General features: G+C 57.7%; 16 protein-coding genes. 4 read left to right on the top strand and 12 right to left on the bottom strand.

Going from position 1 to position 15,474, the window contains the following annotated elements; translation table 11 throughout:
• Nucleotides 1–5: 5 nt before the first annotated feature.
• The 4 genes from BA177_RS07970 to BA177_RS07955 form a co-directional block, all read right to left on the bottom strand.
• Complete coding sequence (locus BA177_RS07970; RefSeq protein WP_068615171.1) at nucleotides 6–974, bottom strand: beta-ketoacyl-ACP synthase III; 969 nt, start codon at nucleotides 972–974, stop codon at nucleotides 6–8.
• The gene (plsX, locus tag BA177_RS07965; protein ID WP_082989976.1) at nucleotides 971–1,981 is read right to left on the bottom strand and encodes a phosphate acyltransferase PlsX; all 1,011 of its coding nucleotides are present in this window, start codon (nucleotides 1,979–1,981) and stop codon (nucleotides 971–973) included. The genes BA177_RS07970 and plsX overlap by 4 nt, the downstream gene beginning before the upstream one ends.
• Before the next feature lie 53 nt (nucleotides 1,982–2,034).
• Entirely contained in the window at nucleotides 2,035–2,229 is a 195-nt protein-coding gene (gene rpmF / locus BA177_RS07960) for a 50S ribosomal protein L32 (RefSeq protein ID WP_068619088.1), read from the bottom strand.
• Between the two features lie 73 nt (nucleotides 2,230–2,302).
• Complete coding sequence (locus tag BA177_RS07955; RefSeq protein WP_156762741.1) at nucleotides 2,303–2,863, bottom strand: YceD family protein; 561 nt, start codon at nucleotides 2,861–2,863, stop codon at nucleotides 2,303–2,305.
• A 122-nt stretch (nucleotides 2,864–2,985) separates the two neighbouring features.
• Between BA177_RS07955 and BA177_RS07950 the strand changes: the two genes are divergently transcribed.
• Nucleotides 2,986–3,579 (top strand): Maf family protein, encoded by a 594-nt coding sequence (locus tag BA177_RS07950; RefSeq protein ID WP_068615164.1) that lies wholly within the window; start codon nucleotides 2,986–2,988, stop codon nucleotides 3,577–3,579.
• Between the two features lie 5 nt (nucleotides 3,580–3,584).
• Here BA177_RS07950 and BA177_RS07945 read toward each other — a convergent pair whose 3' ends face one another.
• Nucleotides 3,585–4,607: an RluA family pseudouridine synthase gene (locus tag BA177_RS07945; protein WP_068615161.1), complete on the bottom strand. Its 1,023-nt coding sequence runs from the start codon at nucleotides 4,605–4,607 to the stop codon at nucleotides 3,585–3,587.
• Nucleotides 4,608–5,025: 418 nt separating this feature from the next.
• On the opposite strand from BA177_RS07945, the gene BA177_RS07940 reads away from it, so the two are divergent.
• Complete coding sequence (locus tag BA177_RS07940; protein WP_068615158.1) at nucleotides 5,026–7,854, top strand: ribonuclease E/G; 2,829 nt, start codon at nucleotides 5,026–5,028, stop codon at nucleotides 7,852–7,854.
• Nucleotides 7,855–7,900: 46 nt separating this feature from the next.
• On the opposite strand, the gene BA177_RS07935 is transcribed toward BA177_RS07940, so the two are convergent.
• The 5 genes from BA177_RS07935 to hppD all read right to left on the bottom strand — a co-directional run bounded on the left by BA177_RS07935 (nucleotide 7,901) and on the right by hppD (nucleotide 11,648).
• Complete coding sequence (locus tag BA177_RS07935) at nucleotides 7,901–8,401, bottom strand: low molecular weight protein-tyrosine-phosphatase (protein WP_068615155.1); 501 nt, start codon at nucleotides 8,399–8,401, stop codon at nucleotides 7,901–7,903.
• A 323-nt stretch (nucleotides 8,402–8,724) separates the two neighbouring features.
• Nucleotides 8,725–8,892, bottom strand: a complete 168-nt coding sequence (locus BA177_RS18570) for a hypothetical protein (RefSeq protein ID WP_156762740.1) — start codon at nucleotides 8,890–8,892, stop codon at nucleotides 8,725–8,727.
• Nucleotides 8,893–9,008: 116 nt separating this feature from the next.
• Nucleotides 9,009–10,013 (bottom strand): fumarylacetoacetate hydrolase family protein, encoded by a 1,005-nt coding sequence (locus BA177_RS07930; RefSeq protein ID WP_068615153.1) that lies wholly within the window; start codon nucleotides 10,011–10,013, stop codon nucleotides 9,009–9,011.
• Nucleotides 10,014–10,556 (bottom strand): VOC family protein, encoded by a 543-nt coding sequence (locus BA177_RS07925; protein WP_068615150.1) that lies wholly within the window; start codon nucleotides 10,554–10,556, stop codon nucleotides 10,014–10,016.
• Between the two features lie 12 nt (nucleotides 10,557–10,568).
• Complete coding sequence (gene hppD, locus BA177_RS07920; RefSeq protein WP_068615147.1) at nucleotides 10,569–11,648, bottom strand: 4-hydroxyphenylpyruvate dioxygenase; 1,080 nt, start codon at nucleotides 11,646–11,648, stop codon at nucleotides 10,569–10,571.
• Nucleotides 11,649–11,785: 137 nt separating this feature from the next.
• Here hppD and BA177_RS07915 point away from each other — a divergent pair, with 137 nt between their 5' ends.
• Together BA177_RS07915 and BA177_RS07910 are read left to right on the top strand one after the other, a co-directional pair.
• Nucleotides 11,786–12,250 carry an Lrp/AsnC family transcriptional regulator gene (locus BA177_RS07915; protein WP_068619084.1) on the top strand — a complete coding sequence of 155 codons (465 nt, stop codon included), beginning with the start codon at nucleotides 11,786–11,788 and terminating at the stop codon, nucleotides 12,248–12,250.
• 405 nt (nucleotides 12,251–12,655) lie between these two features.
• Nucleotides 12,656–13,624, top strand: a complete 969-nt coding sequence (locus BA177_RS07910) for a hypothetical protein (RefSeq protein WP_156762739.1) — start codon at nucleotides 12,656–12,658, stop codon at nucleotides 13,622–13,624.
• A gap of 59 nt (nucleotides 13,625–13,683) precedes the next feature.
• Here the strand turns inward: BA177_RS07910 and kdsB are convergent, their stop codons facing one another.
• Both kdsB and lpxK read right to left on the bottom strand, forming a co-directional pair.
• Nucleotides 13,684–14,436 (bottom strand): 3-deoxy-manno-octulosonate cytidylyltransferase, encoded by a 753-nt coding sequence (kdsB, locus tag BA177_RS07905; RefSeq protein WP_068615141.1) that lies wholly within the window; start codon nucleotides 14,434–14,436, stop codon nucleotides 13,684–13,686.
• Entirely contained in the window at nucleotides 14,433–15,473 is a 1,041-nt protein-coding gene (gene lpxK, locus BA177_RS07900) for a tetraacyldisaccharide 4'-kinase (protein WP_068615138.1), read from the bottom strand. The genes kdsB and lpxK overlap by 4 nt, the downstream gene beginning before the upstream one ends.
• Nucleotide 15,474: the final 1 nt, after the last annotated feature.

Here is a 15,474-nt window from a genome sequence, read left to right as displayed (position 1 = left end):
TGTGTTCAGTAACGCATCAGGACAGAGCCCCAGGTGAACCCACCACCAAAGGCCTCCATCAACACCAGCTGTCCTCTTTTAATGCGTCCATCGCGGACCCCCACGTCCAGCGCCATCGGCACCGACGCAGCCGATGTATTGCCATGGTCCTGTACTGTCAGGATAACGTTGTCCATACTGATATTCAGGCGCTTTGCCGTCGCCTGGATAATTCGCAAATTCGCTTGATGCGGTACCAGCCAGTCGAGTTCATCTTTGCCAATGTTGTTGGCTTTGAGCGCCTCTTCGGCGACCCCACCCAGCGTTTTTACGGCTACCTTAAATACTTCGTTGCCTTTCATTATGATCTTGGCGTCATCACCGGCGGTCTTGTGCAACTGATGCGACGCACCGTAAGGGTAATAGAGCAAATCCTTGTACTGACCGTCGGCGCCAAGGTGCGTTGAAATAATGCCCGCCTCATCCGACGGTTTGAGTATTACGGCACCCGCGCCGTCACCGAACAAAACGCATGTTGTCCGGTCACTCCAGTCGACAATCTTTGACAGAATTTCAGCGCCAATGACCAGCGCACACTTCGCTTCGCCTGCGCGCACAAACTTGTCCGCCGTGGACAGCGCGTAGATAAAGCCGGTGCACGCAGCCTCGACGCTGAAAGCCGGGCAACCGTGTATCCCGAGCTTTTGCTGTATGAGGGTGCCGATGTTCGGGAAGATCAGATCCGGCGTAGTCGTACCAACAATGATGAGGTCGATATCGTCGATCCCGACCGCCGCCGCATCCATCGCCTGTTGCGCTGCTTCTACGCAAAGGTCCGAGGTTGACTGTTCCTCAGCAGCAATATGGCGGCGTTCGACACCCGTGCGGGTTCGAATCCATTCATCGCTGGTCTCAACCATCTTTTCCAGATCCGCGTTGGTCAAGACGCGTTCCGGCAGATAGCGGCCCGTTCCGGCTATACGTGAATATTTCATGCGGCTTCCTGTTTCAGCAGACTGCCAATCTGCTCCGGCACCTGGTTCTTAACCTCCAGCAACGCAGTCTCAATGGCATGCTGAAATGCAACGGAATCGGCACTGCCGTGGCTCTTTATAACGATACCATTTAGTCCGACCAAAGACGCGCCATTATAATTTCTGGAATCCATGCGCACGGCAAGACTCCTGAGCACCGGACCGGCCAATACTGCCTGCAGTTTGGCAAACCAATTTCGCGTGAAAGCACTCTTCAGATAATGCGATGCAAGGCCAACCGTACCTTCCATGGTCTTCAGAGCAACATTGCCGGTAAAGCCGTCCGTCACCACCACATCCGTCTTGCCGGCAAAGATTTCATTGCCTTCGATGTAGCCAACGTAATTAAGGCTGCTGGCCTGCAGCATCGCAGCTGCCGCCTTCACGGTCTCATGGCCCTTGGTATCTTCGACACCGATGTTCAACAGCGCTACCCGTGGCCGGTCAATTGCCCGGATATCGCCGGTAACGATGGACCCCATGACCGCAAACTGGAATAGCTGCTCAGCACTGCAGGACGTATTGGCCCCCAGATCGAGCATATGCACTGTGCCACCAATTGACGGCAGTTCTGCCAGTATTGCCGGGCGGTCGATCCCCGGCAGCATCTTCAGCACAAACTTGGCCGTTGCCATCAGCGCACCGGTATTGCCGGCACTGACGCAAGCTGCGGCAGCACCTTCCTTGACCAGATCGATGGCAACGCGCATGGACGAGTCTTTTTTCTTGCGGAGGGCATCCGCCGGCGCTTCGGACATGCCCACGACTTCGCTTGCCGCGCGAATGGACAAGCGCGGTTCATCGCCGACGATGCGCGTAACCAGCCCCGTCAGCAGCTCCTGATCGCCGACCAGGATCAGCTTCAGACGCGGGTGGCGTTCAAGACAGGTGCTCGCAGCACGCACGACCACCTCGGCACCGAGGTCGCCGCTCATTGCATCGACGGAAATGATGGATTCGTCAGTCACTCAGTCTGTCAGGCTACGGCCATCAGACGCGTGAATCGCGAAAGGACGAAGTCCTAGTCTTCGTCTTTGTCGCTGGCAGGCGGTTCGATCACCTGGTTGCCACGATAAAACCCGTCCGGTGACACCCGGTGGCGAAGATGGGTTTCGCCCGACGTCGGATCGACGGACAAAGCCGGTCCTTTCACTTTGTCGTGTGAGCGGCGCATGCCGCGTGTCGACGGTGTTCTACGACTCTTTTGTACAGCCATTTCATTCTCCACAAGTGGGCGATGTGTACACCGCCCGCATATAATAATGTTCCGGGGTTATTCCACGGCCCCGCTAGCGGGACTTCTCAATTTGTGCCTTCAGCTCAGCAAACGGCCGAATGGTGTTCGGCTTTTCTTCAGCCTTTTCGCTGCCCGGCAGCTGGATGCAGTCTTCATCTGACTCGTGCATCGCGGCTAGCGGCATTGCCATAACCAGCATTTCCTCGACTACGTCCAGAGGCCGCAGCTTGTTCTCTTCCACTCCCCAGACGTCGAGCGCATCATCAACCGAACGTGAATCTTTGCTGTCCAGCAGCAACATTCTGAAGGACGTTGACAGCGACAGGGTACAGGGTTCGAGGCATCGCTGACAGACAGCCGGCATCCCGGTCTCGGCACTGCCACGCACCTCTGGTAAACGCTCACGCGCATCCGCCCAGCCAAATTGCAACTGCACATTAACTGGCGTGTCCTGCCAGCCCGCTGGCAGGCGGTCAGCCGCCAGCGCGGCGAAATCTGCCTGCACTATCTCGGAAAGCCGCTCGAATGTTGATATTTTATCAACAATTTCAATGACTTGCGTTCTTCGCGCGAGATATTCAGGCGCTACATGATCTAGCAGAGGGTTCGCCATGGCGGGCGCATCATAAGTAGCCTGTAGCGCCCTGTCAAAGCGGATTTGCAGCGCCGGAAGCGTAGCGCGCACCGGCGAAGCAGGTACACTGGCCGGTCTTTCAGCAAAGTGGCCCTCGCACCGTGCAAAATCCGTCCGCCGCACCGATCATTCTGGCCTCCACGTCGCGTTACCGGCGGGGCCTGCTCGACCGCTTTCTCAATGAATACGAAGTCGTCGCACCCGGCGTTGACGAACATGCTGTCAGCGCCGATGACCCGCACACGCTTGCGACCAGCCTGGCCCGCAGCAAGGCCGAGGCGGTATCCAGCCAGTACCGCGACGCCGTGATCATCGGTGCCGATCAGGTTGCGGTGCTCGATTCGGCCATCATTGGCAAACCGGGCAGCCACGCCAAGGCAGTCGAACAATTGATGGCCGCCTCCGGCAAGACTCTGAAGTTCCTCACCGCCGTGTGTGTCCTCGACCCGCACGGCCGCAAACGCTATGAGCACATCGACGAAACCACGGTGCGCTTCCGCAAGTTCGATCGACGCCAGGCCGAGGTATACCTGCATCATGACGAGCCTTACGACTGCGCAGGCAGCTTCAAAGTCGAGGGCGCGGGCTTCGTGCTGTTCCGCTCAGTCAGTACGGAAGACCCAACCGCACTGATTGGCCTGCCCATGATCTGGCTGGCAGCCACGCTGCGGGAACTGGGTCAACTGCAACCCTGAGCAGGCTATTTATTGCGCAGGTGGTGCGGTTTGCGCTTCTTCCGCGATGGTAAGCGCCCCTGCAAAAATGATTCAAGGTCATCGGCCAGTGGTGCCGTGAAATGCTGTTCATTGCCGTTGTTGTCGGGAAACGCGATCGACTGGGCGTGCAGGAACAAGCGCTGCAGGCCGTTGCTGGCCGCCCGGTCATTGACGTCGGGATCACCGTAGCGCTCATCGCACAGAATCGGAAAGCCCTCGGCTGCCAGGTGCACCCGAATCTGGTGGGTACGGCCGGTTTCCGGTTGACATTGCAGCAGGCTGTAAATGCCATAAGTCTTCGACAGTCGAACCTTGGTAGCAGCCGGCTTGCCCTCGGGGTCGATGATGACATGCCGCTCGCCATTGCGCCGGTGGGTGACCAGCAGCGGTGCATCGATAACCTGCTCGCCGTACTGCCAGTTGCCCGGCACCAACGCCAGGTAATTCTTCTCTACCCGCCCCTCCCGGAACTGCTCATGCAGAGACCGCAGAGCGCTGCGGCGCTTGGCCAATACCAGGCAACCCGACGTTTCCCGGTCAAGCCGGTGCACCAGCGACAGGTCCTTAAGCTCCGGACGCGCGGCCCGCAGCAACTCAATAACACCATGACTGATGCCGCTGCCACCGTGTACGGCGACCCCGCCCGGTTTATTGACAACCAGCAGGTACTTGTCCTCAAAAATCACCCGTGACGCCAGATCGTCGACACGGTGCCGCGGCGGCGGTGCGCCATCCTTGTTAATCCGCACCGGTGGAATACGCACTTCGTCGCCCGCCTGCAGGCGGTGTTCCGCCCGCACACGGCCACCGTTGACCCTGACCTCGCCCTTCCTCAGCAAGCGGTACAGGCGGCTTTTCGGCACCCCCGGCAAATGCCGCCGCAGGAAGTTGTCGATGCGCTGATCGGTATCGTCAGCAGCAACGGTCACTTTGCGGACGCCGACGCTTTGCTCGCTGGAGCCTGCGCCATTATTGCCGTCCGTGGACGGAGGAGGATTCGGTTGCATAAGCAATCACTTATTTCAGTTTTGGGTTAGATTCGGAGTGCACAGCGGAATTGCTGTGCTATATTACGGCGCTGTGTGGACCACTAGACCTCTGTCCGGCCACACATTCCAAAGAAAGCGACAGTACGGTCTATGACCGTATTAGCGTTTATTTTATTCATATCCGGCCCGTACAAGCGAGGCCGGACATCCTTTTGGCAGCAAACCGGTTGTCCGGTGAGCGCCAGAGCGGCATGCCGCAGGGTAACAATGATTTTGTTTCTGATTCGCTGGATTTTTACAGATCCGGCATTCAAAGAGTACACGCCAACGAGCCCGGGTGCCCCGCACCTCGGCCGGTTCGTGCTGCTTTCCTGTACCGCTCTTCCCGCCTCATTACACCGACCAACTGTGCTGCCCATTCAACAAGTAGGGCATCATGAAAAGAATGTTAATCAACGCAACTCAGGAAGAAGAGTTGCGCATGGCGATGGTCGATGGCCAGCGCTTATTCGACCTCAATATAGAAGCACCCGCCAGCGAACGTAAAAAGGCAAACATCTACAAAGGCAAGATCACCCGCATTGAGCCCAGCCTCGAAGCAGCCTTTGTTAACTACGGCGCAGAACGCCACGGATTCCTGCCGCTAAAAGAAATCTCCAGCGAGTACTTCGTCAAAGACGCCCCCAGCGGCAAGGTCAACATCAAGGATGTTCTGCGTGAAGGTCAGGACATCGTCGTCCAGATCGACAAGGAAGAACGCGGTAACAAAGGCGCCGCGCTAACAACCTTTGTCAGTCTTGCCGGCCGGTTCATCGTCCTGAAGCCCAACAAAGAACGGTCCGGCGGTGTCTCGCGCCGTATCACTGGCGACGATCGCGACGAAGCGCGAAAATCACTGAAGAACGTCAATATTCCGGACGGCATGAGCGTGATTCTGCGCACCGCCGGCATTGACCGTACCAGTGAAGAGCTGGCATGGGACCTCGAGAACCTGCTGAATGTGTGGAACGCCATTCTCAAAGTTGTCGTCGAACGACCGTCCCCGTTTCTTATCTACCGTGAAAGCAACGCCGTCGTCCGCGCATTGCGCGATTACCTCACCAATGAGATCGGTGAGATTCTGATCGACGACGAGGCGACCTACATTGAGGCCAGCGAGTTTGTGCAGCAGGTCATGCCGCACAACCAGCGCAAGCTCAAACACTATACCGACCCTGTACCGCTGTTTACGCGCTACCAGATCGAATCGCAGATCGAATCCGCGTTTGCGCATCTGGTGCACCTGCCATCCGGCGGCAGCCTGGTGATCGACCATACCGAAGCACTCGTTTCCATCGACATCAACTCGGCACGCGCGACCAAGGGCGGCGACATCGAAGCGACTGCGTTGAACACCAACCTGGAAGCCGCCGACGAAGTGGCTCGCCAGTTACGTCTGCGCGACCTTGGCGGACTGGTGGTAATTGACTTCATCGACATGGGCCCGCAGAAAGCGCAACGCGAAGTTGAGAATCGGCTGCGCGAAGCGGTACGTCAGGATCGGGCACGCGTGCAGATCGGCAAAATATCCCGATTCGGCCTGATGGAAATGTCGCGGCAACGCCTGCGGCCTTCGCTCGGCGAATCAGCCTACCTCACCTGCCCTCGTTGCAGCGGCATAGGCAATATCCGCAGTGTCGAATCGCTGGCACTGGCCATCCTGCGCATCATCGGCGAGGAAGCGCGTAAGGAACGCACCGCTAAAGTCATCGCCCAGCTGCCAGTGGAAGTCGCAACGTACCTGCTCAATGAAAAACGCGACTGGGTACAGAACCTGGAAGCACGAAACGACACGCAGGTGGTATTGGTCGCAAATGAGGGTCTGGAAACTCCGCATTACCGAATTCGACGGGTACGTGACGACCAGCTGGAACTGCCGGAGAATACCGGCAGCAGTTACACGCTTTCTGATCCCGAAGACGAAGATGCTATTCCCGACAGCTTGCAGGAACGTAAGCCGGCGGAACAAGCCGCGGTAACCACGGTTGTTGCAACAACACCCGCCCCGCCGCGGCCGGTTGCTGCCGCAGCGCCAGCGCCGCGCGCGCCCGGTTTCCTGGCTCGCCTCGCCGCACTGTTCGCGGGCTCCTCGTCGAGTGAGGAAAAAGACAAGAAGCCGGCCAAAGGCGGTCGGAAAGCCGGCGCCGCGAAACGTTCGCGGAAAACGTCGGACGGCCGAGGTCGAGGCGGCAAGCGCGACGGTCGGCGGGCTGACGAAAGTGCTGACAGCAAAGACAGCAACAAGCCGCGCGGCGAGAAGAAGCGCGGCGGTTCCAAGAAACGCGGCAAGAAGTCGGAAGCGCGGAATGACGAGCGCAAGTCCAAGAACGAGCAGAACGGTCAAAGTGATGCCGCCGACAAACGCAAGGAGCCGAAGGCCGAGGCTGATGGCGACGAAGCGCGCCAGGAACAGCCACGCAAGAAGCGCCGTAGTCGTGGCGGCCGGCGTCGTCGGAAATCCGCGGACCGGACTGAGAATCAAACGGACAACGCACAACAGGGCAATGAGTCTGCCGATGTAACGCAGAAAGAACCGGCGAACAAGGCAGCTGCCGAACAAAGCGCCGAGCAGCGCCCTGCCGCCAAGAGCCCGGCCAATGGAGCCGCCGAGTCGGCCAGTGCGACTAACGATCAGCCAGGCAACGGGCAATCACGACGAGCAAGCGCAGCGTCAGAGAAAGCACCGGCGCCCCAACCAGCCAGCAGCGAGAAACCAGACGCCGCGAAAGCGGCGGCTACTACCGCGGTTGCAAGTGCTGTGGCACCGGTTGCGAAAGCGAAGCCAGCTGACTATGAAGATACCCAGCCGGAGCTTCCGCGGCTGCGCATGTCTGATGCCGAAGTACGCGAGGCACAACGCAGCGATACGGGCAGTGCTGAGACGCCGAAGAAACGAGCGGCACCACGGGACACAGCCAAGACGGAAACGCCTGTCGCCGAATCAGGCGCTGCAGCCCGCGATTCCGGTCACCCGGCTTCCTCACCAGCAGAACCCGTAAAGGAGCCAGCGAAGGAACCAGCGCAGGAACCAGCAAATCACGCGGTCCCGCCTGCGGCCAGCAAGCCTGTGGAACCGGTAAAACCGGCCGCCGACAAACCGGCCGCCGAAGCCGCTCCAGCAAAGCCGAAACCTGAAGGTAGATTGCTGCCGTGGGATCAACCGCAGTCAGCCGCACCGAGCAGTGCAGAGACGAAAGCCAGCGAGGACAAACCCTCACAGTCTTAGCCGGTTCAGCGCACGCCTGAATTAAGGGGTGGCTGGTAACGCAATATCAGGCGTTGCCACCACCCCTTTTCTTTTGCATTTCGGCGAGCAAGCCAGAAGAAGCGGCTTCGACAAGATCCAGCACTCGCTCGAAACCGGCGGTGCCACCGTAGTAAGGATCCGGTACTTCCAACGTTTCGGCCTCTGCAAACTCAAGGAACAGGCGAATTTTTTCGTGGTGGACAGCATCACTGCGTTCGCGCAGTACCCGCAGATTGTCATCGTCCATCGCCAGCACAAGATCGTAGCGCTCAAAGTCTTCGCTCTGGATATGTCGGGCCGTAATACCTGCGAGACTGTAGCCACGTTTTTCAGCGGCGGCCGTCGCGCGCCGGTCGGCGGGTGCGTCCGTATGGTAGGCATGCGTACCGGCCGAATCTATCTCTACCCAATCCGTCAAACCTGCATCAGCAACGTGTTTGCGAAACACGCCTTCCGCTGTCGGTGAACGACAGATATTGCCCATGCAGACAAACAAAATGGCTGTTTTCCCGTTCGATTCCGTCATGCTTGCTACTAAGCTCCAACTTATAATCAAAAGCCCTGCTTTGGGGCAGGCGTATCATCCAATGATGGCCAGTCCTTACTCCAGCCGATCAGTTTACGCGTTGCGCCGCCGTCAGTGAACCTGCAGCTCTGGCTATTCAACCCGACTGCCTCAGGGCGCCCAGCGATATGCAGGATGCCGCTCGACGGTACAAGTGCGTACAGGTAATCCGGGATAGTTGCCCGTGCACCAGGGTTAGTGCGCAGAGTGCACTGCGCAAGCTGACAAGGCGATCGCCTGGCCCGCATCGGGAGTTGCAAAGCACGCAGGCAAAGAGGTCGGCTCTATTCGCTATCAAAGAACACCTTGAACCGCCGATCAATTCCGAGCAACTTTGCCGGTTGCATGTCAGCAGGATCGAGGGCCATACCAAAGGACATTGCTGCGTTCAGTGCGAGATCGCTACAGGCATGCTCAAGGCTCGATGCAAAACGGGCCCAATGCAAGCTCACACCGATTCGGTGTTAGACTGCATTGGGCCCGGTGTCAATAGCAGTGCGGACTGGGAGTTAAATTGACGCCGCCCGCAAAGCTGTGCAGTCACGTAACCGTGACTGCACGATCATTGTTAACCTTCGTACTTCACAAGTTCCTGGTCGATGCTGCCGAAGATACTGGCGCCGCTGTCATCCTGCATTTCTATGCGCACCCGATCTCCAAAGCGCATGAACGGCGTGCTCGGCTGACCGTGCTGGATCGTTTCAATGGTGCGGATCTCGGCTATACAGGAATAGCCAACGCCACCTTCTGCAATCGGTTTGCCCGGGCCGCCATCCAACAAATTCGAGACCGTGCCGGAACCGACGATACTGCCAGCTACCAGCGGCCGCGACTTGGCCGCGTGCGCAATCAGCTGCCCGAAGTTAAAGGTCATATCGACGCCTGCATCCGGCTTGCCGAAGGGTTGGTCGTTAAGGAAAGACAGCAATGGCAGGTGCAACTTGCCAGCTTGCCAGCGATCACCCAGTTCATCAGGTGTTACGGCAACCGGCGAAAAGGCGCTGGATGGTTTCGACTGGAAAAAGCCGAAGCCCTTCGCCAGCTCACCAGGAATCAGACCGCGCAATGACACGTCATTAACCAACATGACCATAACAACGTGATCAAGCGCTGCTTCAGGAGAAACGCCCATCGGTACGTCGTCTGTAATAACCGCCACTTCCGCTTCGAAGTCGATGCCCCAGGCTTCGTCAGCAAGCCGAATATCGTCCCTTGGGCCGATAAAGGAGTCCGAACCACCCTGGTACATCAGTGGATCCGTCCAGAATGACTCGGGCAAAACGGCTCCACGTGCTTTACGTACCAGCTCGACGTGATTCACGTACGCCGAACCGTCCGCCCACTGGTAAGCGCGCGGCAAGGGTGATGCGCAGGCCTCCGGCTGGAACGGCTCGCCACCACCCGTCTCAAGCGTGCTCGCAATAGCTTCCAGTGCCGGGCGAGCTTGTGCCCAGTTATCCAGTGCAGCTTGCAGCGTGGGCGCGACGTTTGCCGCCGATAAATAACGGGAAAGGTCTTTGCTGACTACAACAAGCTGGCCATCGCGGCCCACTTTGAGGGATGCAAGTTTCATTTATTCGTCACCCTTAAAATTCAATTCGTGCAACCAGGCTGCATGCCGTGGTGCCTTCTTGGTTACGCTCCATTCCTCGAGCATTTCCGGCGCAACGCGCCTGAGCTCATCGAGCTGATCCTGCGTACAGGTATTCGCTGCAAGCTCCAGGCGGTGCCCATTGGGATCGAAGAAATAAATCGACTGAAAAATGCCGTGGTTCGTCGGTCCCAGGACTTCGATCCCCTGCGCCTCAATGTGCATCTTCGCCGCCAACAACGCCGCGTAGTCCTCTACCTCGAACGCAATGTGCTGCACCCAGGTCGGCGTGTTGTGATCGCGATCCATCGCTGGTCGCGTAGGCAGCTCGAAAAACGCCAGTACATTACCCATACCAGCATCGAGAAACACGTGTATGTACGGATCGGGCTCTTTGGTGGATGGAACCTGATCTTCAGCAAACGCGACAGTGAATTCCATATTCAGCACGCGCTGGTAGAACTCCACGGTCTCCTTAGCGTCTTTACAACGATAGGCCACATGATGAATGCGTTTCAGATTCATTATTTGCTCCTGTCAGGTTGCTGCCGCGACTTTCCCGCGTGCAACCTGATCTCGTTCAATAGACTCGAACAGCGCCTTGAAATTTCCTTCACCGAAGCCTTCGTCCCGCTTACGTTGAATGAACTCGAAGAACGTCGGCCCGACCATATTGGCGGAGAAAATTTGCAACAACAGACGCGGATCATCGTCTTCGGTTGTGCCATCCAGCAGGATTCCACGTGCTTGCAGCTCATCAACCGGCTCGCCGTGGTTCGGCAAACGTTCGTCGAGCATCTCATAGTACGCTCCTGGCGGTGCGGCCATGAACTCTATGCCTTGCTTCTGCAAGCGGTCCCAGCATTCGTACAGATTGTCGCAACTGAACGCGATGTGCTGGATGCCCTCACCATTGAACTCCATCAGATACTCTTCGATCTGACCACCACCATTGGCGGCTTCTTCATTCAATGGAATGCGGATTTTCCCGTCCGGCGCTGTCATTGCCTTGGACGTCAGCCCGGTGTATTCGCCTTTGATGTCAAAGTAACGAATCTCACGGAAGTTGAACAATTTCTGGTAGTAGTCTGCCCAGAACTGCATCCGACCGCGATAAACGTTGTGCGTCAGATGGTCAATGACCTTGAAACCACAACCTGCCGGGTTCCGGTCTACGCCTTCGATGAACTCGAAATCGATATCGTAGATAGACGTGCCTTCCTGGTAGCGGTCGATGAGATAAACCGTGGCGCCACCGATACCCTTGATGGCCGGCAACCGCAGTTCCATGGGACCGGTTGGAATCTCGACCGGCTGCGCGCCATTCTTCAGCGCCAGCGCGTAAGCTTCATGCGCATTCTTGACTCTGAACGCCATGCCACAGGCAGAAGGCCCGTGCTCTTGCGCGAAGTAATAGGCCTGACTGTACTTTTCGTTGTTAATAACAAAGTTGATACCGCCCTGACGCCACAAGGTAACGTCTTTGGAACGGTGCTTCGCGACCTCAGTGAACCCCAGCAAGGTAAAAGCATCGGTCAGAACTTTCGGATCCGGGGCGGCGAATTCGACGAACTCGAAACCATCCAGGCCCATAGGGTTGTCAAACAAGTCAGCCATTGCGGCGCCCTCCTAGGTGCAGTTGTTTTCCGTAGTATGCGCGGAATTCGGAGACAAATAGCCCTTTATTTGCTGATTTCGTATCTTTTTTGAAACAACTGTTCTATATTTTGCCGAATTTCAAATGGAATGAACACTTGAAACTCTCCAAGACCGATCGCCTGCTGTTAAACGAGCTGCAACGCGACGCCACCCGAAATCAGAACGAACTGGCGGAGCTCGTTGGTATGTCGCGTACCTCCTGTTGGCGACGAATTCGCGATTTCGAACGCGCCGGACTGATCGAACGTCGGGTCGCCCTGCTCAACCCGAAGCTGGCCGGACTCAATATCCAGGTCTTGTTGATGGTCGCAATGACGGAACACACCGACGACAACCGGCAACGCTTCGAACGGCACGTCTCTTTGCTGCCCGAGGTTACCGAGTGCTTTTCCGTCTCGGGCGAACGCGACTACGTACTGCACGTGCTCGTCAAGGACATGGAATCTTACAACGAGTTCCTGAATTCCAAGATTCTCAAACACCCTGCCGTACGCTCAGCGAGTTCGACTTTCGCGCTGCGGCGCGTGAAGTATTCGACAGTATTGCCGCTGCCCGGCTAGCGCCGCTCATCCGTACATCAACGCAACACGAGCTTCCCGCCAGAGCTGGCACATTGATGCGGGACGATCACCACCCGCCTTCGCCGCCTGTGCAACCAAACGCAGATACTGAGCAGCCCGGTCAGTACCGAAGGATCGGTACGCACTGTCGCCGCGCCACGGCCAACAATTCATGTTCAGTTTCCCTGCGCTGAAAACCCACTCATGTTCCTGTTCCTGGATTACACACCAACTAATAGCGAATGATGTCAGTTCTGTTGCCGTGCCAGAAACGGGAAAGCCGCGAACGGGTAACAGCCGCGCAACCCGACCGACCAGTTCGGGCCTCTCCGCCGTCTAACAACGTGCACCTGAGGCATTTCCTGCTTCCAGACAGCTCCAATGCACGGCAACGGAGACAAGCACATGACACACACACTGATCCGCCATAATTCATTCACACTCCTGCTCATCATGGCTCTGGCAGCCGCTCTGGCGCCGAGTGATGCCCGGGCCGGCAACCGGCACCAGGACGACAAAGCCGGACTTTGCTACCGAACCACAGATGCGATGAAAGCAGCCTGCTTCGCGGACATTGTTGACGACTTCAACACTGCCTTTGCGAACTGCCTGAATACGGACAACGTCCGCGACTGCAAACGCGAGGCACGCACGGACTATCGGGATGCGCGTGCTGAATGCCGCGTGCAAACAGCCGGCCGCAACGACCTGTGCGCAAGACTGCCTGATGCAGGCCCGTACATTACCGAAATTGACCCGGCGAACTTCAAGACACCGGAGGAAACCCAGTTTGCCGGAAACCGCTTCTTTCCATTGGTCATCGGCACGGTCAGCACCTACCGAAACGAAGAAGACAATGAGGACATAGTTGTCACCGTCACCGACAGGACCCGGGTCATCGAGGGCGTGACCACCATAGTGGTACGCGATGTGGTCAGCGTCGACGGTGAGCTTATCGAAGATACGGACGACTACTTCGCCGAAGATCGTGACGGCAATGTCTGGTACTTTGGCGAGATCGCAAAGAACTTCGAAGACGGCTTTCTGACAGATCTGGAGGGTTCGTTCATCGCCGGCGAAGATGGCGCACAGGCCGGCATCGTCATGCTCGCCAACCCCATGGTTGGCGACGTGTACCGCCAGGAATTCGCACTCGGCGACGCCGAGGATGCAGCCGAAGTGCTGGCATTGGATGGCGACCTGTCCGGCGACCACTTTGACTGCAACAACGCCTGCCTCGTGACCGAAGACTTCATCCCGACCGAGCCGGACGCGACGGAATTCAAATACTTCATTGAAGGCGTCGGACTCGTCGCAGAACAATTGCCGGACGGCGACGTTGTACTGGAGCTCATCTCAATCGAAACGCCCTAGCCGCACACGATCGAGCTGCCGCAAACCCTGCCAACAGGGGTTTGCGGCCCAATCGTGCCTCAGGCACGTTCGCTGATGACTCTCTCCACCGCATGCAGATCGTCTTCGGTATCCACACCAATCCCTGGCCGGGTACGGGGAATACCAACCCGAATGGTCATTCCGAGACTTAGCGCACGTAGTTGTTCCAGCCGTTCAGCCATTTCCAGCGACGAAGGCTTGGCTGCAACCAGCTGTCGCAGGACCGAGACCCGATAGCCATAGATCCCATGATGATGAAGCGCCGAGGCCATGGCCAACGGCGCATCAGTTGCATTGCGCGCATGCGGTATCGCTGCGCGACTGAAGTACAACGCGTTGCCATTGTCAGTACAGACGACTTTCACGATGTTCGGGTTGGCGAAGTCTTCCGCCGACTGCAGTGGCGATGCCAGTGTTGAGAGTTGTACCGAGAAGTCCGACAGCAGCGCGGCGCATTGGTCAATCAACGCGGCCGGCATCAATGGCTCGTCCCCCTGCAGGTTCACCACGCAAGCGTCATCGTCCCAGCCTTCAAGCGCGCACACTTCCGCGAGACGTTCCGTGCCCGACGTATGCCCGGCGCCGGTCATGCACACATTGCCACCAAACTTTGCAACGGCATCCGCAATGCGCTCATCATCAGTTGCGACAAATACCTCACGGGCAGAGCTCTCCGTGGCCCGCGCATACACGTGCTCGATCATCGGCTTGCCTGCGATGAGCCGTAATGGCTTTCCGGGCAATCGTTCAGAAGCGTAGCGCGCAGGGATGACCACCACAAAATCGTTCATTGCTGTTCCTGTTTAGCATGGGGCAGCAGCTTTTCAACCATCGCGTCCACCCATTCATCATCGTGCATATCAACGTCGACAGGTACGTACCAGAATCGCGTGGTCGCAAACTGCCCGCATTTAACAGCATCCTTTTCCGTCATCACGATATCAAGGTCATCGTCAAACGTGAGTTCCATGCTAGTGAACTGTGCGTGATCCGGGAACGGATGCCGCACAACATTCATGCCACGTCGCTCGAGGCTCTGAAAAAACCGCTCCGGATTGCCGATTGCTGCAACCGCGTGCACGGTCTTTCCGGCAAACTGCTCGAACGTGCGCGTTTCCTGCCCGTCAACACTGAGCAACTCATGACCAACGAGATGGAATCCGTTGGTTTTGCCAATCGGCAGGGAAACGGTCGCCGGCGGCGCCGAACTGCGCTGCGCAAGGTGCACCAGCACTCTGTCCACTGAAAAAAGTCGCGAACCTGTTTCCCGCAACGGGCCCGCCGGCAGCACCCAGCCGTTGCCGAGGCCGCGAGCGCCGCCCAGCACCGCAATCTCGAAATCACGTTGCAGCTTGTAGTGCTGCAAACCGTCATCGCAAATCACGATATCGACGCCCATGGCAATCAGTTCACGCGCGGCCGCGGCCCGGTTCGGGTGTACAACAACCGGACACCCGGCGCGGCGCGCGATAAGCAACGGCTCATCACCGACAATCTCCGCGTCGCTGTTCGCATTGACCTGCGCTGGCGTATCACCGATTACGCCTCCATAGCCGCGACTTGCAATCCCCGGCGACAAACCGCGGCTACGCAATTGCTTGGCGAGCCAGATAGTGACCGGAGTCTTGCCGGTTCCGCCGACGGATATATTCCCAACCACAATTACGGGTACGGCCACCCGGCTGGAACGCAGAACGCCAATTCGGTACAGCGCACGACGCAACGCGCTAAGCACGAAAAACAAAGCACTGAACGGCGCCAGCAGCCAGTGGTAATAGCCATCGGCATACCAGAGGCGCTGCATGCGACTGTCATACTGGCGTGACATG

Origin of the sequence: Woeseia oceani (assembly GCF_001677435.1) — a bacterium.
Classification (GTDB): Bacteria; Pseudomonadota; Gammaproteobacteria; order Steroidobacterales; family Woeseiaceae; genus Woeseia; species Woeseia oceani.
The sequence above is the reverse complement of the archived record's forward strand: the minus strand, read 5'-3'. Positions and strand labels throughout refer to the sequence as shown.